General features: G+C 62.0%; 25 protein-coding genes. 13 read left to right on the top strand and 12 right to left on the bottom strand.

Going from position 1 to position 25,275, the window contains the following annotated elements; translation table 11 throughout:
- Positions 1-193: hypothetical protein (locus E5X88_RS18690; protein ID WP_292163810.1), on the top strand; the 193-nt coding region annotated here is incomplete at its 5' end.
- Between the two features lie 345 nt (positions 194-538).
- On the top strand, positions 539-2,284 hold the full coding sequence (locus E5X88_RS18685) for an adenylate/guanylate cyclase domain-containing protein (protein WP_292163808.1): 1,746 nt from the start codon (positions 539-541) through the stop codon (positions 2,282-2,284).
- Between the two features lie 382 nt (positions 2,285-2,666).
- Here E5X88_RS18685 and E5X88_RS18680 read toward each other — a convergent pair whose 3' ends face one another.
- The 3 genes from E5X88_RS18680 to E5X88_RS18670 are packed head-to-tail and all read right to left on the bottom strand — an operon-like array spanning position 2,667 to position 5,586.
- Positions 2,667-3,590 (bottom strand): DUF6492 family protein, encoded by a 924-nt coding sequence (locus E5X88_RS18680; RefSeq protein WP_292163807.1) that lies wholly within the window; start codon positions 3,588-3,590, stop codon positions 2,667-2,669.
- Positions 3,587-4,417 (bottom strand): WecB/TagA/CpsF family glycosyltransferase, encoded by an 831-nt coding sequence (locus tag E5X88_RS18675; protein WP_292163806.1) that lies wholly within the window; start codon positions 4,415-4,417, stop codon positions 3,587-3,589. The genes E5X88_RS18680 and E5X88_RS18675 overlap by 4 nt, the downstream gene beginning before the upstream one ends.
- On the bottom strand, positions 4,414-5,586 hold the full coding sequence (locus E5X88_RS18670; protein WP_292163804.1) for a glycosyltransferase family 4 protein: 1,173 nt from the start codon (positions 5,584-5,586) through the stop codon (positions 4,414-4,416). The genes E5X88_RS18675 and E5X88_RS18670 overlap by 4 nt, the downstream gene beginning before the upstream one ends.
- Before the next feature lie 173 nt (positions 5,587-5,759).
- Here E5X88_RS18670 and E5X88_RS18665 point away from each other — a divergent pair, with 173 nt between their 5' ends.
- The 3 genes from E5X88_RS18665 (at position 5,760) to proC (ending at position 8,936) form a co-directional block, all read left to right on the top strand.
- Positions 5,760-6,758, top strand: a complete 999-nt coding sequence (locus E5X88_RS18665) for a glycosyltransferase (RefSeq protein WP_292163802.1) — start codon at positions 5,760-5,762, stop codon at positions 6,756-6,758.
- Entirely contained in the window at positions 6,727-8,046 is a 1,320-nt protein-coding gene (locus tag E5X88_RS18660; RefSeq protein ID WP_292163801.1) for an O-antigen ligase, read from the top strand. The genes E5X88_RS18665 and E5X88_RS18660 overlap by 32 nt, the downstream gene beginning before the upstream one ends.
- A gap of 74 nt (positions 8,047-8,120) precedes the next feature.
- Positions 8,121-8,936, top strand: coding sequence for a pyrroline-5-carboxylate reductase (proC, locus tag E5X88_RS18655; protein WP_292163800.1), 816 nt, complete (start codon positions 8,121-8,123; stop codon positions 8,934-8,936).
- Between the two features lie 7 nt (positions 8,937-8,943).
- On the opposite strand, the gene E5X88_RS18650 is transcribed toward proC, so the two are convergent.
- A complete protein-coding gene (locus E5X88_RS18650) occupies positions 8,944-10,260 on the bottom strand; it encodes an NAD(P)H-dependent oxidoreductase (protein ID WP_292163798.1) in 1,317 nt (438 codons plus the stop codon).
- Positions 10,261-10,568: 308 nt separating this feature from the next.
- Here E5X88_RS18650 and E5X88_RS18645 point away from each other — a divergent pair, with 308 nt between their 5' ends.
- Genes E5X88_RS18645 through E5X88_RS18635 form a run of 3 tightly spaced genes read left to right on the top strand, consistent with a single transcriptional unit; the run spans position 10,569 to position 12,644 of the window.
- Entirely contained in the window at positions 10,569-11,804 is a 1,236-nt protein-coding gene (locus E5X88_RS18645) for a pilus assembly protein TadG-related protein (protein WP_292163797.1), read from the top strand.
- Positions 11,805-11,860: 56 nt separating this feature from the next.
- Positions 11,861-12,250: a pilus assembly protein gene (locus tag E5X88_RS18640; RefSeq protein ID WP_292163794.1), complete on the top strand. Its 390-nt coding sequence runs from the start codon at positions 11,861-11,863 to the stop codon at positions 12,248-12,250.
- A gap of 40 nt (positions 12,251-12,290) precedes the next feature.
- Positions 12,291-12,644: a TadE/TadG family type IV pilus assembly protein gene (locus tag E5X88_RS18635; protein ID WP_292163792.1), complete on the top strand. Its 354-nt coding sequence runs from the start codon at positions 12,291-12,293 to the stop codon at positions 12,642-12,644.
- A 276-nt stretch (positions 12,645-12,920) separates the two neighbouring features.
- On the opposite strand, the gene E5X88_RS18630 is transcribed toward E5X88_RS18635, so the two are convergent.
- Entirely contained in the window at positions 12,921-13,553 is a 633-nt protein-coding gene (locus E5X88_RS18630; protein WP_292163790.1) for an outer membrane protein, read from the bottom strand.
- A gap of 309 nt (positions 13,554-13,862) precedes the next feature.
- On the opposite strand from E5X88_RS18630, the gene E5X88_RS18625 reads away from it, so the two are divergent.
- Positions 13,863-14,864, top strand: coding sequence for a YihY/virulence factor BrkB family protein (locus E5X88_RS18625; RefSeq protein WP_292163789.1), 1,002 nt, complete (start codon positions 13,863-13,865; stop codon positions 14,862-14,864).
- Here the strand turns inward: E5X88_RS18625 and E5X88_RS18620 are convergent.
- The gene (locus E5X88_RS18620; protein WP_292163787.1) at positions 14,821-15,105 is read right to left on the bottom strand and encodes a DUF3606 domain-containing protein; all 285 of its coding nucleotides are present in this window, start codon (positions 15,103-15,105) and stop codon (positions 14,821-14,823) included. The genes E5X88_RS18625 and E5X88_RS18620 overlap by 44 nt on opposite strands.
- Before the next feature lie 221 nt (positions 15,106-15,326).
- Between E5X88_RS18620 and E5X88_RS18615 the strand changes: the two genes are divergently transcribed.
- Together E5X88_RS18615 and E5X88_RS18610 are read left to right on the top strand one after the other, a co-directional pair.
- Positions 15,327-15,590 (top strand): hypothetical protein, encoded by a 264-nt coding sequence (locus tag E5X88_RS18615; RefSeq protein WP_292163785.1) that lies wholly within the window; start codon positions 15,327-15,329, stop codon positions 15,588-15,590.
- A 159-nt stretch (positions 15,591-15,749) separates the two neighbouring features.
- A complete protein-coding gene (locus E5X88_RS18610) occupies positions 15,750-15,950 on the top strand; it encodes a CsbD family protein (protein WP_292163783.1) in 201 nt (66 codons plus the stop codon).
- A gap of 490 nt (positions 15,951-16,440) precedes the next feature.
- Here the strand turns inward: E5X88_RS18610 and E5X88_RS18605 are convergent, their stop codons facing one another.
- Positions 16,441-16,770, bottom strand: coding sequence for a low affinity iron permease family protein (locus E5X88_RS18605; protein WP_292163781.1), 330 nt, complete (start codon positions 16,768-16,770; stop codon positions 16,441-16,443).
- A gap of 535 nt (positions 16,771-17,305) precedes the next feature.
- Here E5X88_RS18605 and E5X88_RS18600 point away from each other — a divergent pair.
- Positions 17,306-18,391: a lipid kinase gene (locus E5X88_RS18600; protein ID WP_292163779.1), complete on the top strand. Its 1,086-nt coding sequence runs from the start codon at positions 17,306-17,308 to the stop codon at positions 18,389-18,391.
- 235 nt (positions 18,392-18,626) lie between these two features.
- Complete coding sequence (locus E5X88_RS18595) at positions 18,627-19,532, top strand: LysR family transcriptional regulator (protein ID WP_292163777.1); 906 nt, start codon at positions 18,627-18,629, stop codon at positions 19,530-19,532.
- Here the strand turns inward: E5X88_RS18595 and E5X88_RS18590 are convergent.
- The 5 genes from E5X88_RS18590 to E5X88_RS18570 all read right to left on the bottom strand — a co-directional run bounded on the left by E5X88_RS18590 (position 19,516) and on the right by E5X88_RS18570 (position 25,133).
- A complete protein-coding gene (locus E5X88_RS18590; RefSeq protein ID WP_292163775.1) occupies positions 19,516-20,220 on the bottom strand; it encodes a peroxiredoxin-like family protein in 705 nt (234 codons plus the stop codon). The two genes, E5X88_RS18595 and E5X88_RS18590, sit on opposite strands and share 17 nt — an antisense overlap.
- Positions 20,221-20,361: 141 nt before the next feature.
- Positions 20,362-21,708, bottom strand: a complete 1,347-nt coding sequence (locus E5X88_RS18585) for an NAD(P)/FAD-dependent oxidoreductase (protein ID WP_292163774.1) — start codon at positions 21,706-21,708, stop codon at positions 20,362-20,364.
- A 19-nt stretch (positions 21,709-21,727) separates the two neighbouring features.
- Positions 21,728-23,122, bottom strand: coding sequence for an NAD(P)/FAD-dependent oxidoreductase (locus tag E5X88_RS18580; protein WP_292163773.1), 1,395 nt, complete (start codon positions 23,120-23,122; stop codon positions 21,728-21,730).
- A gap of 44 nt (positions 23,123-23,166) precedes the next feature.
- Positions 23,167-24,324, bottom strand: a complete 1,158-nt coding sequence (locus tag E5X88_RS18575) for a patatin-like phospholipase family protein (protein WP_292163771.1) — start codon at positions 24,322-24,324, stop codon at positions 23,167-23,169.
- Positions 24,325-24,350: 26 nt separating this feature from the next.
- Positions 24,351-25,133, bottom strand: coding sequence for a 3-hydroxybutyrate dehydrogenase (locus E5X88_RS18570; protein ID WP_128169136.1), 783 nt, complete (start codon positions 25,131-25,133; stop codon positions 24,351-24,353).
- Positions 25,134-25,275 lie beyond the last annotated feature (142 nt).

Genomic DNA, 25,275 nt, shown 5'->3' with positions numbered 1-25,275 from the left:
GCCGGAGAGCACGGCGACCAATGCCGTTACCTACACCACGCCATGGGGCACGATCGAAAAATGCCGGATGTCGGGTAAGGGTGGAATGTTGCCGTATGGCGTGGCCGTTGGTACGACTTGGTTGCGCCACTTTCCGACCTCAGCACCTCTAAGCGCGAACGTCTGGTGTGATGCCCGATGCGCGCGTTCGTAGAGCATCTCGCTGTTACATCGCGGTGACAAAAGCACCGCCACGGTGGCGTCAACCGGTTACCAACGGCAGCAAATATCTCCGGCCTTCTGGGGGTGGCGTGTCAGCGTCCCCAGAGGCTGCGTGGGCGTGTCGCCGGTTGGCTGTTAGCGCGACGACTGGATCGCTCCACGCCTCGCAAGCGGGATAGCGAAATCTCGTGAAGGCAAGGTCAAGCTGCGTTATCCGTTCTGAATCGGCGACGGGCGGCAGCTGGGAGAGATGGATGCCATGCACGTTGAGCGTCTGGAAGTTGGCGGGGCATGGGCGCGAGGCAGCCCGCGTGCAGGCGCCTGGCCGGGCGGTGCAATGACCGCGCAGCGCCGCCTCGCAGCGATCCTGGCTTGCGACGTGGTCGGCTATTCGCGCCTGATGGAGCGCGACGAGCGCGGCACGCTCGAGCGGCTCAAGACATACCGCAAGGACCTCCTCGAACCGCTGGTCTCCGAGCATCAGGGCCGGATCGTCAAGCTCACCGGCGACGGCATGTTGTGCGAGTTCGCGAGCGTCGTCAACGCGGTGACCTCGGCGATGGCGATCCAGCAGGCTTTGGCAGAACACGAGGCGGAGACGACCGAGGAAATGCGGATTCGCTTCCGCATCGGCGTCAATCTCGGCGACGTGGTCTGCGAGGAGGACGGCGACCTCTACGGCGACGGTGTCAACATCGCCGTCCGCCTCGAAAGCATCGCCGATCCCGGCGCCGTGGTCGTCTCGGGCACCGCCTACGACCACCTTCAGGGCAAGCTTGACGGCGGCTTCACGCCGCTCGGCGACCTGCGCCTCAAGAACATCGAGCGGCCTGTGCGCGCCTATCGCGTCGAGACCGACGCCAGCGCCTCGGTGGCTGCACCGCCTCCCCTGCCCGCGAAACCCTCGATCGCGGTTCTGCCTTTCACCAACATGAGCGGCGACCCCGACCAGGAATACTTCGCCGACGGACTGGTGGAGGACATCATCACGGGATTGAGCCGGGTGAACTCCTTCTTCGTGATCGCCCGCAACTCGTCCTTCACCTACAAGGGCCGAGCGGTGGACCTGCGCCAGGTCGGGCGCGAGCTGGGCGTCCGCTACGTGCTCGAAGGTAGCATCCGCAGAGCAGGATCGCGGGTGCGTATCAGCGGGCAGCTGGTGGACGCGATCAGTGGGCACCATGTCTGGACCGACCGCTTCGAGGGCGACGTGAGCGACATCTTCGACCTGCAGGACAAGGTGACCGAGAGCGTCGTCGGTGCGGTCGAGCCGCGCATCCGGCTGGAGGAGATCAAGCAGGCGCGCATGAAGCCGACCGACTACATCGGCGCCTACGACCTCTACCTTCGTGCGCTGCCGCGCTTCTACAGCATGACGCGCGAAGGCTTCGTCGACGTGCGCCGGCTCACCAACGAGGCGCTCAGCATCGACCCAGGCTTCACCCTGGCGAAGGCACTCGGTGCCTATATCCGCAGCCTGTCCGTGAGTCAGTGCTGGCACGAGCCCGACGATATCCGCGTCGCCGTGCGCATGGCCCGCGAGGTGCTGGCGGACGCGCGAGACGACCCAACAAGCTTGCGTTTCGCCGCGCAGGTGATCGCCTACAGCGCCAAGGATTACGAGACGGCGCTAGACACGATCGAACGGTCACTGCTCCTCAACCCCAATTCGGCGCAGGGCTATACGGGCAGCGGCTGGGTGAACGCCCATTCCGGCCGCCCCCTCGTCGCGATCGAGCACTTTCACAGGGCAATGCGGCTGAGCCCGGTCGACCCCGAGAAGGGCATCGCGCTCTCCGGCATCGGGATGAGCTACCTGATGCTCGAGCGCTACGAGGAAGCGCTGGCATGGGGAGAACGCGCGCTGCGCGAGATGCCGAATTACGGCTCCTCGCACCGGGTGGTGATCATGGCGCTGGTCAAACTCAATCGGCCGGACGAAGCGCAGGCCGCGGCGCGGCGGCTGATGGAGGCGTTCCCGACTTACACGCTCGGCCTGCAGAGGCAGATCAACCCGTGGCGGGACAAGGTGTTCGCCGAGCGCTACGTCGAGGCGCTGGGTATTGCCGGCGTGCCGGAGTGATCGTCGCGTTTGCAAAGATGCCCTCTCCTGCGCGTCACGTCCGGCCAGGCGACGTCCCTTGATCCCGCGTCGCTTCTGGAAGGATAGTTCTCTGGCCGGCTTGTCCGAGGACTGAGCGCGTAGAGCAGCCGTGAACAGCCGGCGAGCTCTCTGTTGGGTTCGCGTCGAACTTCCGGTTTCCACCGATTGTGTTGAAAAAGTCGACGGTGAAGCTGGTAGTTCTGCCCACCCAACACGTGGCGCTTGAGCTCGAAAGGGCCCACCTCCTTAAACGGCTGGGATTGGCACTCGGGCGGTGCAGATCTTGGCTAGCTTCACCGCCGACTTTTTCAACACAATCGATCGAATCCGGTCGTTCAAAGCGATCGGGTTTGGCCCAGGACTAATCAACCCCGATCAGGCGGCGGATGCGACCGATGTCCGTGCCGATGAAGGACTGCATGCCGATGGCCACCTGTTCGGGCGCCATGGCGGCGACGAAGCGGCGGAACTCGTCATCCGACAGCGCTTCGCCCGTCCAGTGGACGCGGCAGAACTCCTCCGAGCCGTGGAAATGGCCGGCACCGTCGAGTACGTCGTCAACGTAGCGGCCATAGAGCATGCATTCGGAGAATTTGCGCGCCGCGCCGATGACCTCGACCCAGTCGCGGCCGTGGATCTTCTCGATCCGGGCGCACGTGGCCGTCACGGTTTCGCGGCGCCAGGCAACCAGCGTCGAAATATAATCGTGCGTTGAAACCACGGACGGGTCGATGCCGAGCGCCGAGCCCGCATTGCGCGACCAGACGCGGTGCTCCTCATGACCGTCGCCGGACAGCACGCCGTCGCGGCGGAACAGCCGCACCTTGCCATCGCGCCAGAAGGCGCTGCAGTCGAAAGGCTTGAGGAAGGCCACGTCGGAATCGCAGAAGACCAGCACGTCTTCCCCGGCATGCGCTGATATCGCGATGCGGCGAAGCTGCTGCACATGCCAGCCGCGCAGCGGCATGGTCTTCAGGCTGAGCCAGATGCGCCGGCGAAACAGGCTGAGCGGATCGTCGAAGGCATGCAGCCAGTGCGGTAACAGATCCCGCTCGTCGACGACGGTGCGGCGGCTGTTCTCCAGCTGACGAAACAGCGCCACGTCGCGATGCTCGACAAGCAGATAGTGGTGCGCCACGCCGGAAACGTAACGGTCGAGGGTTTCGCACAGCAGGCGGCAACGTTCGAAATCCGGCGCATAGCTTGCCGTCACGATCGCCGCCGTCGGCGTCCGGCGAAGGACATCGGCTTCGGGACCGGGGCGCGGTACGAACCGGCTGTTCAATGGCCTGCTCCGGGGCCTGCTCCGGGGCCTGCTCCGGGGCGTGCTTTGGCTGACGTTGACCGGCGTGAGAGTTTCTGACCGAGGACGCGCCACAGGAACAAAGGATTGCCGACGACGTAGCGGCGCCAGAGGCGGCCCGGTTCGATCCACAACCGAAACAGCCATTCGAGCCTGAGCCGGCGCATCCACAGCGGCGCCCGCGGTACCGCGCCGCTCAGGAAATCGAGCAGCGCGCCGACGGCGATCGGCAGCGTGCAGTGGCGGGCATCGATGTGGCGCGCGATCCACAGTTCCTGGCGCGGCACGCCCATGGCGACAAGCAGCACGTCCGGCCGCAATTTCGCGATGCGCTCGACGATTGCCGGTTCCTGGGCAGCGGAGAAATAACCGTCATGGATGACCACGAATCTGTGCTGCGCCGCAAGCGCCGCAAGCTGCGCCAACGCCGCCTCGGCGTTGACATGCGTCGCGCCGAGCAGCCCCACGGTCAGCGGCCTGGCGGACGCCTGCAGGAAGGCAGGGATGAAGTCGGTGCCATTGAGATTGTCCGGAAACGATGCCCCATAAAGCAGTTTCGCCGCCAGATCGACGCCGACGCCATCCGGCAGGATGAGAAAATCGTCGAGCGCCTCGGCAAAGACCGGGTCCGTACAGGCGACATTGGCGTTGTGGGCGTTGAGAAAGGTGACCTTGGTGAAGCGCCGCTCCGCAATCAACCGGGTCAGCAGGGCGACCGCGTCGTCCCAGCGGACGGCGAGGACCGATATGCCCAGGATCGATTTCAAACTGTCGACCCCGAACGCGGCGCGGGCGGTGTGCATGTTCATGCAAACACCTCCTGCCTGAGGGACCCGAGTTTTTTCAGGCCACGCCTGATCGCGGCATCGAGCGCCTTCACCTGCCGGTTATGGAAAGCGCTGCCGTCGACGTCCCTGATGTCGGCTGCTGCTGCTTCCAGGGCGCCGGCGAAGGCGATCGGATCATCGGTCACGACGCAATTGACCGGGCGATGGTCGATGCCGCGCAGCGAATGGCTGGTAGCGACGGAGGGCAGGCCGAGTTCGAAGGTCTCGATCGTCTTGAGCTGCACGCCGCTGCCGGCGGTGCTGATCAGCGGGATGACGGCGGCGCTGCGCACGAAAGCCTGCGCGTCCGGCACGCGCCCGACGAATTCGACGCCCGGATGCGTGGACGCGACGCCCGACGGCACGCCGCCGGCGATCCTGACCCGGAAATCAGCCTTTAGATGCGGCACCACCTTTTCCAGGAACCAGTCGAGGCCGATGCGGTTCGGCTGCCAGGTCCAGGTGCCGATCAGCGCCGCGTCGCAGTCGATGCGGCGCGGCTTTTCTTGCACGGGCGCCTCGGCGCAAGTCACCAGCGGCAGCACCGCCGAACGGTCGTCGGAGGCGACGCCGAGCGCTGAGCGATCTTCCTCAGCCAGCGTGAAGACGAAGCGTGCCTGGCGGCAGAGCCGTTCTTCCATCGTCTTGAGCAGCCTGGCCTCACGGCGAAACAGCAGGCGCTGGAAAAGACTGCCCGCGGCAGCGGCATTCTCCTTAGCCGAACTATGCTCGACATTGTGGGCGACGAAGATCGACGGCCGGTCGCCGAAGAGCTTTTCGAAAGCGCTGGCGAACTGCACGGAATTCAAGACATAGCCGTCGAAAGGACCGGCACGTTCGACGGCGGCGCGGACCTCGCTGTCGGTGACCACGCGCAGCTTGACCGACGCGAAAGTGAGGCCGGAGAGCATCGCCTTTGCAACCCAGCCGAGCTTTTGCAGCGACGAAGCGCTTTCGGTGCGCACATCGACGGACCCGAGCACGACGGTATTTTGCGGATCGCTCGCAGACTTGCCCGGCCAGGTGAAGCCGATCACGGTGACGCGCGCGCCGGCGCGCCGCAAGGCGGCGATGATCGCGGCATTGGCGATCTCATAGCCCGAGGCAAGAGCGCCGTCGGGCACGATCGATGTGGCGAACAGCAGATGCATCTCACCTATCCTGAGCGGATACAGCTAGCAAAGCGCGGTGAAGCCTTGATTAAGTGACAGTATCCGGTGGCCCGGAGTCGCCGCTTTGCGGGCTTGTCCGCGAAGGTGATTAACGAAACGTTATCATCGCGATGCTATCGAGATCCAAACTCACCATCCCGGACTGGACACGGATGATCCCTTTGCCATCGGACGGTTCGGTATCGATCGCGGGGCGGTCTCCGGGGCTTGTCGCGGCGGCCATCGAGGCGGTCGTCACGCTGCCGACCTTCAAACGGCCCGAGCAGTTGCTGGAGACTCTGGCATCGCTCAAGGCCCAGCAAACCGGCAGGCGCTTCGCGATCATCGTCATGGAGAACGAAGCCGAGGCGCGCGCCGGCGCCAAGGCGGCGCTGCCGCTGTTCGAGCGCGGCGACATTGCGGGCATGGTCATCGTCGCGCATGAGCGCGGCAATTGCAGCGCCTACAATGCCGGCTGGCAGACGGCGATCCTGCACTTTCCCAATTTCAGGCACTTGCTGGTCATCGACGATGACGAGATCGCCGATCCGCAGTGGCTCGAGCGCATGTGCACGGCGGCCGAGACGCTCAGTGCCGACATCGTCGGCGGCCCGCAAGTGCCTGTGTTCGCCGACGCTGCCCATGCCAGATGGGCCGAGCACCCGGTCTTTGCCCCACCCTACCGGGAGACCGGGCGTGTGCCCGCGCTCTATTCCTCCGGCAATCTGCTGGTCGGACGCAACGTGCTCACCGCCATGGGTCCGCCCTTCCTCGACCTGAAATTCAACTTCATGGGCGGCGGCGATTCCGATTTCCTGAGCCGTGCCGCGCAGAGAGGTTTTGTGCTTGGCTGGTGCGCGGAGGCGCAAGTTCGGGAAAGCGTTCCGGCCCGACGCGTCGAAGCCGACTGGATCCGTGCCCGCAGCCTGCGCAATGGCGTCATCTCGACACTGGTCGAAAAGAAGAAACGTGCCGGAACGCCGTTCGCCGGCACCAAGGTCTTTCTAAAGAGCCTGGCGCTGCTTGCCGCCTCGCCGTTTCGCGGCGCGGTCAGGCTGACGCGGACGGGATCGGCGGCGGCGGCTCTGTACCCCGTCCATGTCGCCCTCGGCCGCGTGCTGGCCGAATTCGGATATGCCAATGAGCAATACCGGCAGCCTGAGAAGAACTGAGCGCGCGCCGCTCAGCGCCGCGTTCACACGCGAAGGCGTCGCGACCGCGGTGGCGGCGCTGCTGTTCACCGTCGTCCTGGTGTCGTTCCGGCCTTTCCAGCCGGCCGGCGCCGAAACGACCGGCAACGGCGGCGACATCGTCAACCAGCTCGGTTTCGGCTCGCTCGGCGCGATCTCGATCTTCTCGCTGATGGCGTTCGCCGACCCGCGCGTGGTGCGCTCGCTGCTCAGCCCGTCCTGGCTGCTGATGCTGGGTTTCCTCATGCTGTCGGTGGTGATGGCAACCGACCCGCAGTCGGCAATGCGCGCCGCTTTCTTCACGCTGATCGGCATCTTGACCATGGCGACGATCCTGGCGCTTCCGCGCGACGCAGAGGCATTCTCGAAAGTCATCATCTTCACCATCGTCGTCGTTATGGGCCTCTCCTATATCGGGCTCATCGTCTTTCCGCACGAGGCCCTGCACACCACCGATTCACTGGAGCCGGAACATGCCGGCCTGTGGCGCGGCGTGTTCACCCACAAGAACATCGCCGGCCCGATCATGGCCTGCTTCAGCTTCGCCGGGCTCTACCTTTACCGGCGCGGACAGCGGCTTTGGGGCGCATCGATCTTCTGCGCGGCGATGATCTTCATGCTGCACACCGGTTCCAAGACGACAGCCGGACTGGTGCCGCTTTCGATCCTGATCGTCGTGCTGCCGAGCCTGATCGGCATGCGGCTCGGCACGCCGATCCTGTTCGCGCTGGCGGTCATCGCCACGGCGGTCGCCACGCTGGGCATCGTCTTCCTGCCGCCGGTGCAGCATCTGGCGGCGATCTATTTCCCCGACCTGACCTACACCGGACGCACGACGCTTTGGGAGTTTGCCGGCGAGATGCTGGCGAAGCGGCCATGGACCGGCTACGGCTATGAAAGCTTCTGGGGCACGCCGCTGCTGCTCAACCAGGACCAGCCGTTCGACCGGGCCTGGGATATCAGGACCATCGTGCATGGCCATAACGGCTATCTCGACATCGCGGTGCTGATGGGTATTCCGGCGCTGTGCGTGGCGGTCTACACCTTCCTGATCGCACCGCTGCGCGATTACATGCGCATCCCCTTGCGCAGGGAAAACATCTATCTCGGCGACTTCTTCATGATGGTGGTGCTGTTCACGGCGCTGAACGCCTTCCTCGAAAGCTTCTTCTTCCATCGCGCCGATCCGGTCTGGCTGTTCTTCGTGTTCGGCATGTTCGGCCTCAGGCAGGTGTCGCTGCGGCCGATCGCGGTTCGTGGTCCTTCCTGACCTCATTCGTCCCAAGAGGACTTTCCCGCTCCGCCACGAACGTTTATGGGAAGCCGTCTTATGGAGGGCTCTCGATGACGATCAGGCTTGTTCTCGCCGGCTGCGGCAATATGGGCTACGCCATGCTCTCGGGTTGGCTGAAATCCGGCAAGCTTCCGCCGGCGGCGGTTTTCGTGGTCGAGCCCAATGCCGAGTTGCGCAAGCGCGCCGAAGTGCTGGGCTGCAGTGCTGCCGCGGACGCCGGCGGTATTCCGGCGGATGCCGTGCCGAATCTCGTCGTCGTCGCCGTCAAGCCGCAAGTGATCCGCGACGTGACGGCCGCCTACAAGCGCCTCGGTGACGGCCGAACCACCTTCCTCAGCATCGCCGCCGGGACACCGGTCGCCACCTTCGAGGCCATCTTGGGCGACCGCGCGCCGATCGTGCGCTGCATGCCCAACACGCCGGCGGCGATTGGCAAGGGCATGATGGTGGTGTTTTCCAACCGACTGGTGTCCGACGACACAAAGCGTTTCGTCGCCGACCTGCTTTCGGCGAGCGGGCAAGTGACCGATATCGACGACGAGGGCCTGATGGATGCGGTGACGGCGGTGTCCGGGTCCGGGCCGGCTTACATCTTCCATTTCATCGAAGCGCTGACCGTGGCCGCCGAGAAGGCCGGCCTGCCGAACAAGACCGCCAGGCTACTGGCCATGCAGACGGTCTACGGTGCCGCCTCGCTTGCCGCCGAAAGCGGTGAGGAGCCGGGCGTTCTGCGCCAGCAGGTGACCAGCCCCAACGGCACCACGGCCGCCGCCCTTGCCGTGCTGATGGGTGAGGACCGGCTGACGCATCTGCTCACCGAAGCTGTGGAGGCGGCGCGGCTAAGGTCGATCGAACTGGGGAAGTAGTAGGCGCTCAGCCAGTTCCATACAGCATCTCGTCCTGCAGCCGGCGCAGGGCGAAAAGCCTGGTCGTCGGGTCGGGCGCAGCATTGCCTGATGTCAGCAGTTCGCCCTTCCTGACCGGTTTCAGCACCTTGCCGCCTTCGAGCAGGCCGACCGGCACGGCGCGATTGGCGCGGGCCTCTTCGACGGTCATGGTCCAGGAGCGGTAGCAGGTCTCGCCGATCGCATCGAAAATCTCGCCGGCTGCCAGATCGCGCTTGGCCACGGCGCAGACCTCGGCAACCGGTCTCGGCAGCGGAACCATGTCCGGCTTGCCATGGAGCGCGATGCGAGCGGCGGTCAGCGGCACTTCCAGCGAGGTCAAATGATACGGCCGAAAGAAGCTGTAATAGGGACCGTGGCCGATATGCAGGTCGTCCATGCGCTCGATGATGCGCGGATGCGTCGCCTCGACGATGACGAAAACGCCGGGCGCCACCCCCTTGCCGATGGTGTAGTCGACGACGCCCTTCTTCGATAGGATGCCGCCATCCGCGCGCGGGATGAGCACCTTGGCCAGTTCATCGCGGTCGGCCTTGGGGCCGTGCATGCCAGCAATGTCGGGCACCAGCCCGGTGGCGTTGGCGATGGCGCACATCTCGACCATGGTCTTGGATCCGTCGACGAATTCGACCAGCATGCGCGGGTTCATGTTGCGGCGCAGGGCTTCCGCGCGATAGTCGTCGGGAACGGCGTCATGATTGAGCGGGTTGTTCTTGCCCTTGCCGGCCGAGACGATGGTGTAGCCGAGCGCGGAAGCGAATTCGATCAGCTCCATGCAGCTCGACGGCTCGTCGCCGGCGCCGACCGAATAGACGACGCCGAGCCGGTCGGCCTGCTGCTTCAGATAGCAGCCGATGGTGACGTCGGCCTCGACGTTCATCATCACCAGATGTTTGCCATGTTCCATCGCCATCAGGTCGAAATCGGCGGCGACGCCGGGCTTGCCGGTAGCATCGATGACCACGTCGATCAGCGGATTGGTCACCAGCATCTCGTTCGAGGTGATGGCGATCTTGCCGCTCTCGATCGCCTCGGTGACCTTCGTGTCGCTCTCGGCTTCCCGTGCCATCGCCTCGTCGCCGTAGGCGATGCGGATGGCATCGCGCGCGGTGTGCGGGCGGCGGGTCGAGATGGCGCACACCGAAATGCCCGGCATCAGCATGCCTTGCGTCACCAGGTCCGTGCCCATCTCGCCGGAGCCGATGACGCCGATGCGCACCGGGCGGCCTTCCGCGGCGCGCTTGGCGAGATCACGGGCAAGCCCGGTCAGGGCGACATTGGTCATGCGCAAGTCCACTGAATCTTGATGTGTGGGCGGGAATAGCAGGGAAAGGTAACCTTTTGCCAACGAAACCGACCGCAGGCGTCAATTTTGGTACCCGCAAAGATCATGCTCCGACCCAAAGTTCCAGAGGATCTTTTTGGAGCCAACGTTCGCGTTCTATCCGGTGCCAGCAAAACCTGTGACGCCGCTGCGCGGCGTCTGGTCTGGAAAGAAGCTGGTTCAGCGCCAGCGGACGGCGAGGAGCGCAGCTAAACAAATGGAGGGAAATTCTTAGTCATTCCTTTATGCATCCTTGCTTAAATAGATGAATGAAATGGCGTGCCCGTACCTTCAGGCGTTTTTTCCGCTGCCCGCGACCAGACAGCGAGAGCGGCAACGTTGCTACTATTTTTGCCCTGTCTTTGCCAATTGTTGTCGGCGGAGCGGGCCTCGGCGTCGAGACTTCCTATTGGTACTACAGCAGCCTGAAGCTACAGGCGGCGGCGGATGCGGCAGCCTATGCCGGCGCTTTGGAAAAAGTTTCGGGATCCGACAAGCCGACGATTGTCTCTGCCGCGACGCTGTCGGCGACCACGAACGGCTGGGCACCATCGACAGGCACAATCGAGGTCTTCACGCCTCCATCGTCCGGACCGAATGTCGCGAAAAAGGCGGTCGAGGTCATCGTTCATCAGTACCTCGATCGATTTTTCACCTCGATATTCACGCAAAACGCGGTTGGCGCACAGGCAAGAGCGGTGGCTCTTATCACTGACGCTTCAAAAGCCTGCGTTCTGGCGCTCAATCCTTCCGCTTCGAAGGCGGCCCTGTTTTCCGGCAGTTCGACCACAAAAATGACGGGCTGCTCCGTCATGTCGAATTCGATAGCCCCGGACGCCCTCAAGCTTCAGGGATCGGCAAGCCTTGATGCCGATTGCCTGATATCGGCGGGCGGGATGTCATTGGCCAACCCTGTGAAGACCGTTTGCACCAGCCTGATGACCCAGGCGCTGCCCGCTGCCGATCCTTTTGCCGACCTGCCGACGCCACCGGCCACGAACCCGTGTCGAAACAGCAATCAGTCGACGTTGCAACCGGGAACATACTGCAAGGGGCTCAGCCTGAGCGGCAATGTGACGCTCTCGCCCGGGGTATATGTCATTCAAGGAGGCGATTTCAAAGCGAACTCGAATGCAAATATCTCCGGCGAGGGAGTCATCATCTATCTGGCCGGCAGCTCCGGCGTCAGCATGAACGGCACGGCCACGGTCAAGCTTAGCGCACCGACATCCGGCACCTATTCGGGTGTGCTGTTTTACGGCGACAGAGCGAACCTGGCGGGATCGAACACGTTCAATGGTACGGCGGATTCGCTTTTGACCGGCGCCCTGTATTTTCCAACCCAAGCGGTCAATTACCTCGGCAATTTCTCGGGCAACGGTGGATGCACACAGGTCGTCGCCAGCACCGTGCAGTGGTCCGGCAACGCAAACGTCAACCAGGACTGCACGAGCCTCGGGATGCGAGAGATCCCGGCGACGCAGTCCGTTCGGCTTGTCGAGTAATCTTCGTGGAACGGCGACCAGTCCGGGTTTTCCGGAGCGATTCGGGTGTTGCTGCGGTGGAGTTTGCGCTGGTCGTGCCGATCGTTTGCCTGGCACTTCTTGGCGTCATTAACGGCTGGTCTTTTGTATCAAGCTCGTTGTCGATGCGTGCAGGCGTCAAGACGGCGGCAAATCTTGTGATGCAAGGATCAGTCAACGACGCGGCCATCCAAGCCGTTGCCCTTTCGAGTTGGGAAAACCGTCCCGACGCTGCGCAGGTGACCTTAGGCCGCAAATACATGTGCGGGAGCACGGTGGTTGATGCATCGACCCTGTGTGGTGGGGTGAAGGCTCCCTCGGTCTTCGTTGAAATACAAGCGACGGCCACCTGGTCGCCGCCCTTCAGTTTTGGCGTGTTTTCCTTCTCGCGCGAGCTCAGTCACCAACAGGTGATTCGTGTCCGCTAAACGGAGAGCCTTCACGCGTGATCGATCAGGCGGAGCTGCGTTGGAGTTCGCGCTGATCGCGCCTTTTCTGATGGTGCTTCTGTTTGGGATCTTCGCATTCGGCTGGGCTCTGAATGCCATGTCGAGCGTTCGGTACACGCTGGAAACGTCTTCGCGTGCACTGCAGATGAAGAACTCGCTGACTCAAAGCGAAATACAGGCCATCGCTACGCAAAAATTGCTCGCCATGGGATTGAAAAATGTCAACGTGACGATAGCGATCGACCCCCCCAGCGGCGGCTTCCGCATGGCGCATCTTACGGCCAGATATGCTTTCGTGATCGAGTTCCCGTACTTCGACCAATATCCGATACATTATGCGACAACTGTCACAGTTCCGTTGGTCGCATCGTGAGCGCGTTCAATAGCCTCCTTACGGACAGGTGGCGGGGCGCCGATTGACTAGCGCCGCCGCGGGGTCGATCGGCCGGTCGGCGGCGTGAGCAAAACGGATCGTCGTTCCAATGCATGTCGCCCAAAGCGCGCAGTGGTTTTGGGATAATGACTGCATAGATAAACTTAAAGCGCGCCGCGTGAATCTCTTCAAACGCGGCGCGCTTTTAATGGCTGCAAAGACGTGTTTCCGAACAGGACAGCCGCACTGCAGTCGGCTCGTCTGCCGGCTGCTTCGTCAGAACTTGTATGCGACGCCTACGGAGACCGTGTGCATCGTCAGGTCGACTTCGCCGCGCGTGATGTCCTCTGTACCGAAATCGTAATAGCGATACTCGGCCCGGCCAAGCCAGTTGTCGGTGAAAGCATGTTCAACGCCGAGGCCCGCCGTCCAGCCGGTGAAGCTCAGATCGTCATCTTCCCCCACCACGATCGAAGGCACTTCGCCACTCGCGAAAGCAATACCCGCCGTGCCGAAAAGCAAGGTGCGATCCCAAGCGTAGCCCAGGCGTCCGCGCACGGATCCGAACCAGTCGATCTCGGCGTCTGCGTCATCGTCGAACTCGATCCAGCTCTTGTTTACATCGCCCTCGATACCGAACACGAAATTCCCGGACTGGAAATTATAGCCGGCAAGCGCTCCAACAAATGGTCCGTCCAGATCGGCCGATCCAACAGTTGGTGGATTGGTGAAAATGGTCACATCCGCATCAGCCCAGCCGTAGCCGCCCTGAACGCCAAGATAGACACCGCTCCAGTCATAGACCGAAGCAACCACAGGCTCCTCATACACCGGGTCCGCCGCGAGAGCGCATCCACCCCAGGCCAGCAGCATCGTGGCGGTGAGAGCAGTCCGTCTGATGGAAAACATGGCACCCCTCCTCGGTATAAAATAAAACTCATCGTAGCCTGCCATGCCCCCAAAGTCTGTTGCTGAATTGCAACGGTTGTGGGAAACGTTGGCGTCGACCTCCCGTCAACGGCACCATGGCGAGCGGCCGGGCATCGGAAGCGGCAACGTAACAGGGCCCGGGTCTTTCAAATAAATTGAAATCACGATTGGTAGAGAGTCGGAGGTGGCGCCAAAACCCAGGTCCATCACCTGAACTCCGACGTGCCGCTCTGGTCCACTGCCGTGTTGCCTCTAATTGCCTGCTGAGAAAGCAGGGGGAGGCAAAACATGTGGAATGTGGCGAAAGAGGGCTGGGCGCTCCTTGCGGAGAGCATTCTCGGCTTCATCAATGACAATGCTCTAACTCACGGGGCAGCAATGGCGTTTTATGCCACGACCTCGCTTGCGCCGATCCTGCTCATCGTTGTCGCTATCGCTGGCATGGTCTTCGGGAACGATGCGGCGCAACTGGCCCTTTCGGCGCAGATGGCGGGCCTGATGGGGCCGCAGAGCGCCGAGCTTTTGCAGGCGACAATCGAGAACACGTCAAGCCGGACCGCGGGCACCCTTGCTGCCATTTTGGGTCTCGTCACGCTGTTCGTTACCGCATCCGGCGTGTTCGGCGAAATGCAGCTCGCCCTGAATGAGATATGGAAAGTTGAGCCAAGCGGAGCATCGATTTCACGGATCGTGCGAGCCCGCGCCGCAAGCCTTGGGCTCGTCGCGGCGCTTGGCTTCCTGCTCCTAGTGTCCCTGGTCGCGAGCGCTGCAATTTCGGCACTTGGCGAAATCATCAATGCCTATCTACCCTTCGGCACCATGATCCTGAGCGCAATCAACGGGATCGTCTCGTTTGCCCTGATCGCGCTTTTGTTCGCGGCAATCTACAAGGTCTTGCCAGACCGCGCGCTACGATGGCGCGACGTTGGGGTCGGCGCCGTGGCAACGGCGTTTCTCTTCACGATCGGGAAATCGCTGATCGGCTGGTATATCGGAGCCAGCGCCATCGCATCCTCATACGGGGCAGCCGGTGCACTGCTCGTCGTGCTGCTGTGGGTCTATTATTCGTCCGAGATCTTTCTGTTGGGCGCCGAATTTACACGAGCCTATTCGGTTCGACACGGCAGCCGGCGCGATCTGAAGGCGACGATCAAGGCCAGTGATCGCGAACAGAAGCTGGCTGCTCGGGCCAGGATTGAAAGGTCTGAGAGCGAAGTCGTCGGCTGGATTGTCTTCAGCAGTCTCCTCACCGCGTTTCTAAGCCATTTCTGGCATCGACGCCGACACTGAGACGTCCGGCGCGGCGCCCCGAGGCTGGGATGGCCTTGGGGGCATCCGGTCGAAGCGACGTGCGAAGTTCCTTCGCCGCAGCCACCAGCTTGGCGCGGTTGCTTCCACATCTCTTGATCAGCTGGTGAACTTGCGCCGGGGTGATGCCGTTTTGCCGCGCAAAATGCCTTACTACGTAATCCTCGCTGCCGGAAATCCGATCCCGGTGGCGGGGATAGAGCTTCGCCGCGTCGGCTGTCATGCTTATTCTCCTTTGATACGTTTGCTCACGATGTATGGTTGGGCAACGCAACAGGGGCGATTTCGTTGCCGCATGCGACACCAGTGCACCTGTGCTTTCGCCGCAGACCCGAGCGCACCGCCAAGCAATCGGACGACACGCGACCCTTGGTTAAATCCACATGTTGATTTTTCGAGACTCAGACCTCTGGCACGCGCATGATATGGGCAGGAGGAAAAGCCATGCGCGAATTGCCGAAGAGCATTGACGCAGACGTTGTAATCGAAATCAGCAGGTTTCTTGACGACCGTGCAAAGTCGGCGCCAGTGCCGGTCCACAAGCTTGCCTCGATGATCTCGCACAGTGTCGAGACCGACCTGACGACAGCTTCCATTGAAGAGTTGATCGTTGAAATGGCCATGACCCGCCAACTCCCGATGCTGTTCGATCTACCGGAGGCGGATACAGATAACGTCATATCGATTGCCTTGGCGCGCGCCAGCTGATCCCACTGAGGAAACCGTTCGAATGTGATTTCAAGGTGCGGATCGCCGGCTCCGGCCGGCGGCCGTCTGCTGCGTCGCCAATAATCGTCATAGGCGATCCGATACTCGGGAACATGTGGTGTCCATTCGCATTTCCTTTGTACAACAAAGGAGGAATCCATGAATTGGGATCAGATCAAGGGAAAATGGATGCAGTTCAAAGGTAAGGCCAAGGAGCAATGGGGTGACCTCACGGACGATGACCTTGATCGCATCGAGGGCAATCGTGACCAGCTCGTAGGACGTATTCAGGAGCGGTATGGAATCGCCAAGGAACAGGCAGAGCGCCAGATAGATGACTGGTCCAGAAGGCTCACCTAGCGCTGGATTTAACTCAGCCCGACCGGAAAGTCGGCGCGCAGTCCGCCAGCCTTTGGCGCAACTGATAATCCACCATAGCCACGGCTGGAACTTTTAGCTGTACCTGATGTTCTAGATGCGTAGCGAACTTCGACCCGACGTTCGGGCGTGGGCACAGAGGCGAAGGAGCGTAATGATGAACAACATTATTTGGCTGGTCGGCGCCATCGTAATCGTATTGGCCATTTTGAGCTTTTTGGGTCTGCGATAGCGGCTGGACACCCATAAGATCCGGCAGTCGCGGATTTCAATACGCGAAAGTGTACCGTCCGGAAAGCAGAATCCCTGGGGTGCGGTTCGTCGCCAGCGGCAAAACGCTACGATTTTTGGGGATGTGCGCCGGAGCCTTGCCGCGTTGCGAACCAACCTTCGCCACGGCCGCTACGATAACATCTGCAATCGATTCCGCTCCCGTCTGATTGCAACCGACAACGATGCCGGATGACGCTGCTCAACTGTCTTCCTGGTTCCGCTCTCGCTGGGCCTCGATCTCTTCCGGTTCCTTGTCGTCGATTCTTGCGGTCTCGCTGTCAGCCTCACCCGTCGCGCGAAGCAATTCGTCCAGTTTAGCGTGCAGCGCCTGTGTGTCGCGCTGCTCGGCGCGTTGGATGAATAGGGTCATCGCCCAAGTCGCCAGTGTCGCAATGGCGTGCCAATCCACGCTGCGCCGGTCGAAGATGAGCCAGAGGCCGGCGTAGGCAAAGAAGATCAGAAATGCCTGCGGGCGCGATGTCAGCGTGCCAATATGTGTGATGGCGCTCCTGACCTGATTGCTTGTCATCTGCAGCAGTCTCCTGTGTCCAGTCAAGAATCGACTTCGAGCGGCTCGTCCCGGTTGATCATGCCAGATGACCTGCGGCAGGTCGCGCGCATCGACCGGTTAGCCGCATGGTGGGCAGGGATAGAAATGGTTCCTCTCATGCTCGACCTGTTCGCCGGGTCGCCTGGCGGTAATCGGCGGGCCCAGTGGAGATAAGTTTGTCATGGCGAATGAACGCGGGCCGGCGCGCTTTGTTGCGTAAGGGCGTGCCGGCTTTGGACTCCCAGCAGTCGGCGGCGCCTGCTGAGGGGAACGACAGGGCGCTTCACGCCTCATTGCCAATTCCAGCAGAAGGATCATGCTCCGTTCCCTAGTCGCCAGAACGGACGGGACTTTTGCGAACTTGCCTCGTTCAGAAGGTCCCCAGGCATAGTAGAAGGCGGCCTGGGTCCCTGCCGCGGGACCCTCGCGGGAGGTCAAGAAGCGACGGTTGGGGTCGAAATCTGCAAGCAGCCACCTTATGTGCGTGGGCCATGAATCATCCGACCCAACCTGAATGAACAAAACAGCTAACAGGCGCGCGTTGCTGCTCGTCAATCCCAAGGCGCGGCGCGGCCATGAGCCGATGGCGCCAATTATCGAGCGGCTGGAGGCCGGCGGGCTTTCCGTCACCGTGGAGACGTTCGAGGCGTTGCCCGAGCTTGCACGCGACATTGTACGCTTGCGGCACCTGGCCGATCTTGTGATCGTGTGTGGTGGCGACGGTTCGGTGTCGTCGGCGGCGATGGCGGTGGTGGAAAGCGGCCTGCCGATGGGCATTATCCCGATGGGAACGGCGAACGACCTCGCGCGCACGCTCCACATCCCGACGAATCTGCTGCAGGCCGCCGACGTGATCGTGCGAGGCACAACCCGACGGATCGATGTCGGCACCGTCAATGGGCATGCCTTTTTCAACGTCGCGAGCATCGGACTGAGCACCGAACTTGCGCAGGGTCTTGACCCCGCTCTGAAGAAGCGTTTCGGCAGGCTCGGGTATGCGTTGGCGGCGATGAAAGTGTTGACCAAGGCCGTGCGGTTCCACGCGAGAATCACCGAGAAGGGTGCGGCGATCGAGGCCGAAACCTACCAAATTGCGATTGGAAACGGAGTGCATTACGGCGGTGGCAACGTGGTGGAAGAGACGGCCGAGATCGACGACGGACATCTCGACCTCTATAGCCTGGAGATGACGAACCTCTGGAAGCTGGCGCTGATGGTCCGCTCGTTTCGCTCTGGAACGCATGGTGTCTGGCGTGAGGTGCGCACGGCCAGGTGCATCGAGTTCGACATCGAGACCAAAAAGCCGATGCCGGTTAACACGGATGGTGAGATCGTCACCTCGACGCCTGCCCATTTCAAGGTTCTGCCGAAGGCGATCTCGGTCCTCGCTCCGCCATCGCCCACGCGGGAAGCCGGAGTGAGCGCCTGGCCTTGGCAAAAGCAGCCCACCGCGCCGAAAGGTGCGCCGGGCTATCATGCTGCTCACGTCGGGAAGATGATCAACTGGGCGGCGGTGCGGTGGGCGCGGACGTTTGCCAGTCGCTGCCGGAAATTGTCGATTTCCTTCCTGAGGCCGATGATCACGTCGCGCCTGCCATAGGCGACGCCGGCATCTCGGCGGATGTCATTGATACGACGGCCGAGACCGGCGATCTCCTGATCGCCGGACTCATGCGGCGACGCCCATCAAAATGGCCTCCCTTGTCAGTCGAAATCGTTTCTCACAGCCAACCTCTGGGGAACCGTCTTCGCCTTTGCCTCGGTCTCCTGTTGCGTTAGCATAGGCGCAAATTAGCTACGCCTAACGATCGGATTTCGCTGAGGGGGGAAAGTTCATGGAAATGCAGCAGGTCCGTTATTTCCTGGCCCTGTCCGGCACGCTGAACTTCACCAGGGCGGCGGAAGAATGCAATGTCACGCAACCGGCGTTGACGCGCGCCATCAAGACACTTGAGGACGAGCTGGGTGGAGAGCTCCTTCGGCGCGAGCGCCAGCATTCTCACCTGACCGAACTTGGCCGGCGCATGCTGCCTTTGCTGCAGCAATGTTATGATGCCGCCACGTCCGCCAAATCACTCGCCAAAGCAGTGCAAAGCAGCGACGTGGCACCGCTTAATGTCACCATTTCCAGTAGCGTGAACATAGCGCTGCTGGTTTCGCCGTTTACGGAGCTTTTTCGGGCTTATCCCGGTGTGCATCTCAAGATCAGTCGCGGTTCGCCGACCGCTGTCGTCGATGCGCTCAAGAATGGTGCCGTCGAATTGGCGGTGGCCGGCCCGCTGGGGGCGGCTTGGGATCGGCTCGACACTTGGCCGCTCTTCCAGGAGGAGATCGAGCTGGTGGTGAATTCCGATCACCCGCTTGCCCGTCGCAACGAATCCGACGTTGCGCTCGATCAGCTTGCCGGAGAACCGGTGCTCAGCCGGATCGATTGGGAAACAAGCGAGGAGCTGTCGCGTCGCCTCGCTGCGAAAGGGTTCACGCCTCAGGCCGCCCATGAGGTCGAGACTGACCACGACCTACTAGCACTGCTGGAGGCCAACGCCGGTGTGGGCTTCGTCTCCACGACAGCGCCGCGGTCGTCGAGTGTCCGCAGACTCAAGCTGCGGGATGTCGACATTTCGCGCGTAGTCGCCGTCTACGCGGTCGCTGGCCGCCATCGTTCGCCAGTCGCCACGACGCTGCTCAACCTGTTGCGATCGACGGACTGGTCGCCATTTGGCGTTAGCGAGCCCGCTTGAGCGCCGCAATCAGGTCGTCGATGTCCATTCGCCGGCGGTAGTCCGGATCGACGAAGCGCTCTATAATCCGCCCGTCCGTGCCTACGATGAAAGTCGCCGGGATCGGCAGGAACCAGCTGCTGTTGCCCTGATAGCTAGGGAGATCATAACCAACTCCCATCAACCGTTCCATTTCAGCCCCGACCCAGATAGCGAGGTTGAGTGAGAGCGCATAGCCATTGTCCATGTCGGTCAGGAATGGAAACTGGGCACCTACCGTAGTCTTCATCGCCTTCGCAAATTTGCGTCGTTCGGGCATGATCACCGCCACTTGGCCACCCAGTGCGGCAATCTCCTCCTGGACCTCTACGATCCCGATCGCATTCAAGCGGCAATAAGGGCACCAGTGACCCCGCTGGAAGATTATTACTGCCGGCCCCTGCTTCAGCAGGTCCGCCAATCCGATCAGTTTGCCGCTGTCGTCAGGCAGGAGGAAGGCTGGCATGAGATCGCCAGGCGCCGGCGCCATCGCCCCTGCCCCCTGCTCCTGCAAGCGTGACACCAGGCGGTCGACCGCATCGGCAAAATCGCCGTTGAGTCGGCGAACAGCCCTTGCGACCACCTCCAGCCGCTCGTTCAGCGGCGCATCGAGTTCGACGGCAGCCTGCACGGACTGTTCAAGTGTCATTGTCTGGTCGTCGGCGGCCATTTCTGCACTTTCATAGCTTGCATGCAGCCTATCATCGAAACCCCTCGGCCACGATCATGCTTTTCTTGCATGGATTCGATGTCCTGCGTGCATCGAGCACAAGCGAGGTTCATATTCTGTTCGCGGCCTCAGCTCATTTCGTTACATCATGTTCCTGACATCCGAGGCGAAAGCAGGGAAGCCGTAGACCATGTCCGATAGCTGCGATGCCGTGATGCCGTGTTTCATGGCAAGCGCGAAAAGATGGATCAGCTCTTCGCCGGCATGGCCTACCATGTGGGCGCCGACGATCCTGTCCGCGGTCTCCTCGACAATGACCTTCGACCACGCGACGGTCTCGGCATAGGTCCTCACGGATAGCCAGCCCCGCATGTCGTTCACATGGACCCTGACGCCAAGGCCTTGCTCTTTCGCTTTGGCCTCGGTCAGCCCGACGCTGGCCAGGGCGGGGACCGTGTAGAGACACGCCGGTATCTGGCCATAGTCCGGCCGGTGTGTCGGCCCATCGACGATGTTTCGGCCGACGATGCCGCCCTCATAGGTCGCTACAGGAGAAAGCTGCGGAGAATTCCACACCGCATCGCCGCAGACGTAGACGTCAGGATTGGAACGCGAGCGCAGATGATCATCGATTTCGATGCGGCCTTCGCGATGCGCGATGACGCCGGCGCCGAGATCGAGCCCCTCGACGTTGGCGACACGTCCGGCGCAATTCACAACCCTGTCCGCATCCACGGCGCACTCGACGCCATCCGCCACAAAGGTGACACGCAACCGTCCGTCGACCTTGTCGATCCTCTCGACCCAGGCCAGTGTGCGGATACGAATGCCTATGCGTTCGCTCGCGCCACGGATCCGGGCAACGGCATCGGCGTCGAAACCTCCGAGCAGATGCGGCAGGGCTTCGAGGATCGTCACGTCGACGCCCGCGCGCGCGTAAACGTGGCCCAGTTCGAAGGCAATGACGCCGCCGCCGACGAACACCACCGCGCGGGGCAGCATCGGTTCGTTCAGGACATCGTCCGAAATGGTCAGGTGCTCGGCGCCTGGAATTGACAGTGAACGCGGCTTCGAACCGGTTGCGATGACGATGTTCCTGGCTTCAAGCTCGCGACCGTCGACGCTGATGGTATTGCTGCCGATGAACGCGGCCTCGCCGACGATGACATCGACGCCGCGCTTGGCCATCAATTCGGACAGGCGGGAGGGAATGTCCCTGATCATATCCTTTTCACGTTCGATCAGGGCTCGCCAGTCGAGCCTCGGAGTATCGACCGTGATCCCGTGCCGATCGGCGCGTTCGATCTCATGGAGCGCATGGGCCGCCGCGACGAGGACCTTCTTCGGCGTGCAGCCGCGATTGGGGCAAGTGCCGCCGAGGTCGCGTGCTTCTATCATGGCCACCGACATCCCGGCAGCGCACGTAGGCACCGTCACCCCCATCCCGGCATTGCCGCCGCCGAGGATCACGACATCATATTTTTCCACGGTCTTGCCCTCCCGGGATTCAATGCAATTTGAGTCGGGGTTTGGTGCGGTGCGCCAGGATACCGGCGATCGTGTCAAGTGCGGTCTTCAAGGTCCCGTGCACAGCCTTGAGATGCATCTTGTAGAGCGAGCGATACATCAGCCGGGCGAGCAGACCTTCGATCCTAAGTCCGCCAATCAGGCTGGCGAACGAGCCGTAGTCGGCAAGCGAAACAAGGGAGCCGTAGTCGCGGTAACGGAATGCCGGCGCGGCCCGACCCTCGAGACGCGCGGCAATCACCTTGACCAGGTGATCAGCTTGCTGATGGGCTGTCTGGGCGCGCGGCGGCAACGGATTGTCCTCGCCGGGCAGGACACAGCTCGCACAGTCACCGATCGCAAACACGTTTTCGTCCCCCCTGGCTTGCAATGTCTCATCCACGACCAGGCGATTGATGTGGTCAGTCTCAAGGCCGTCGAGTTTTTTCAGGAGATCCGGCGCCTTAATCCCGGCGGACCAGACGACGAGTTCGGCCGGCACAAACAGCTTCTCGCCAAGCCTGATGCCGTCCTTCGTCACTTCAGTGACCTTGGTCCCACACCGTATCTGGACGCCCAAATCAACAAGCAAGCGTGCTGAAGCGCGTGCGAGGTGTTCCGGCAAAGCCGGCAAGATGCGCGGCCCCGCTTCGACGATGGTGATGCGGATCAGCCTTTCGAAATCGATGTTGTCGAGGTTGTGCGACGCGATTTCCCGCATCGACTTGTGCAGCTCGGCAGCCAGTTCGACACCGGTAGCCCCCGCACCAACGATGACGCAATGGAGCTGCCCCGGCGAAAGCTGCTCGTATTGCGCATTAGCGCGCAGACAGGCGTTTATCATGCGGTTGTTGAAGCGGGCGGCTTGATCGGCCGTGTCGAGCGCGATTGCGTGACGGGCCGCCCCTGGCGTGCCGAAATCGTTGCTGACGCTGCCGACGGCCAGCACCAGTGTGTCGTAGCCCAGCACACGTGGCGGTATGATCTGCCTGCCATCGTCATCGAAGCTTGGGGCGACAAAGACCTGACGCCTGGTGCGGTCGATGCCGACGACCTCGCCGATACGGTATCGATAGTGGTGGCGACTGGCATGGGCAATGTATTCCACCGCATCGTTCGACATGTTCAACGCGCCGGAGGCCACTTCGTGCAGAAGCGGCTTCCAGATATGGGTGCGATTGCGGTCGACAAGCGTAATGGAAAGCCGCCGCTTGCCGAACTTGCGGCCGAGGCGTGTTGCCAGCTCGAGTCCACCCGCACCGCCACCGACGATGACCACGCGATGGAGCGAGCTATCCGCATGGGATGGTGTCTCCGGTATCGTGCGGAAAATTGCGGCGTTGTTGGCGAGCACTGCTTCTGGGACCAGTCGTATTCCCGGAGTGATGATCTGCATCGGTATTCTCCGTCACTTTCCTCGGCCGCGCCGCGCTCGAAAAATCACTCTTGCGATTCGTGGATGACGATGCCTTGCAGCATGTCGACGTCGCATTCCCACGGCTTCTCCGCGAGAACGCGCATTCCATGCTCGTGTCCTGCCTGCCAGCGGGTGCGGATGCCTGCCCGGGTGAAGTCGATGTCCTTTGTGTGGTCCTCGCCGTCGAGGCGCGGTGAAAGCAGCCGAACTAGGTGCATGACCGAGGGGCAGCCGTAGGACGCGAGTTCCTTGAACATCGGATCCTCGCGACGCTCCTCGGGGACGAGCTTTCCCATTTCGCGCACGACGTGCCGCAGACGATGCAGTTGCTCCTGCCGAGCCACGTGGCTCCGGCCTCGGCTGGCGTATTGAAGGTCCTTTTGCCGCCCCATCACCTGCCAGATCGATTTCGGCTCGGTGGCGCGGGGCTGCCACATGTTGACCGCGAAAATGAGCGCGTCGCGCCGCGGGCGCGCGTCCAGAACGACCTCGATGGGCGTATTGGAGTAGATGCCGCCGTCCCAATAGGGCTCGCCGTCGATGCAAACCGCCGGAAACGCCGGAGGCAAGGCGCCCGATGCCATGATGTGCGCTGGCGACAGCGTCATCTCGCGGCTGTCGAAATATTTGAGTTCGCTGGTGTTGACGTTCACCGCACCGACCGTCAGCCGCGTGTGGCGCCGATTGAGATAATCGAAGTCGATCAGCTCATTCAGCGTCCGCTTAAGAGGATCGGTGGTGTAGTAGGAGGCATTCTCCACACCTACTTCGCGATTCACCCCGAACATGGCGCTCGGGTTCGGTTCGAAGAACCCCGGTATGCCGCGCATCACCGTGCCCATGTTGGCAAAGATGTTGCTTGGAATCATCATCCGGAAAAACTCATCGAACGGGCTGCTTCGGCTGACGCCGTCCCAGAATTCGCGCAGCCTCGGCAGGCGGTCTTGCGGCTCGTTTCCGGCAATCAATGCCGCGTTGATGGCGCCGATCGAGGTGCCGATGACCCAATCCGGTTCAATCCCGCCTTCAACGAGCGCCTGATAGACGCCGGCCTGATAGGCTCCGAGGGCGCCACCGCCCTGGAGGACCAACACGGTCTGGCGCTGGATGGAACCATCGGCCACACGACCGGCCTCCGGCGCAGGTTCCGACGTCGAAGGATTTTGTGTGATCTTGTTCATTGTCTTTTCGCTCCTCGTTGCCGCATTCAATGGGCGGTCCAGCCGCCTTCGATCGGCATGATCGCACCGGTGATCGAGGCCGCGTCATCCGAAGCCAGGAACACGCAGAGCGCCGCAACCTCGGCCACGGTCACGAACTGCTTGGTCGGCTGGGCCGCCAGAAGCACGTCCTTGATGACCTGCTGCTCGGTGATGCCGCGGGCCTTGGCTGTGTCCGGTATCTGCTTCTCGACCAGCGGGGTGAGGACGTATCCGGGGCAAACCGCATTGACGGTGATGCCCTGCTCGGCGACTTCCAGCGCGACCGTTTTGGTCAAGCCGGCGACCCCATGCTTGGCGGCGACATAGGCGGACTTGAATGGCGAGGCGACAAGGGCGTGAGCGGACGCAACGTTGATGATGCGGCCCCATTTGCGCTCCTTCATCGCCTGCAGGGCGCGCCGGATCGTGTAGAACGACGACATCAGATCGATCGCCACGACCGCCTCCCATTTCTCGATCGGAAAGTCGTCGATCGGCGCGACATGCTGAATGCCGGCATTGTTGACGAGGATGTCGACGGCGCCGAACTCGGCGATTGCCTTGTCCATCATCGCGGTGATCGCCCCGCCCTTGCTCATGTCAGCATTGTCGTAGCGAACGGTGACCCTATGGTCGGCAGCAATCCTGGCGCGTAATTTCTCGATCTCTTTGGCATCGCCGAAACCGTTGAGCACAATATTGCAGCCCTTGGCCGCAAAGGCCTCGGCGATGCCTTGGCCGATGCCGCTCGTCGAGCCTGTGATGAGTGCTGTCTTTCCTCTGAGCATCATTGTTTCCTTCGGTTGGAGCTGCGACCGGAAGTGACGGCAAACGGCTGAGAGCAACGGGCTTCCGCGCCCAGGTCTTGAGTTCTGGAGCAAGTATGGCGAACCGCTCGAAGCAACGGAAATGCCGTTGAGACATGGATTC

The organism is Mesorhizobium sp. (genome assembly GCF_004962245.1).
Lineage (GTDB): Bacteria > Pseudomonadota > Alphaproteobacteria > Rhizobiales > Rhizobiaceae > Mesorhizobium.
This window is presented reverse-complemented; position numbering and strand designations above follow the sequence as displayed.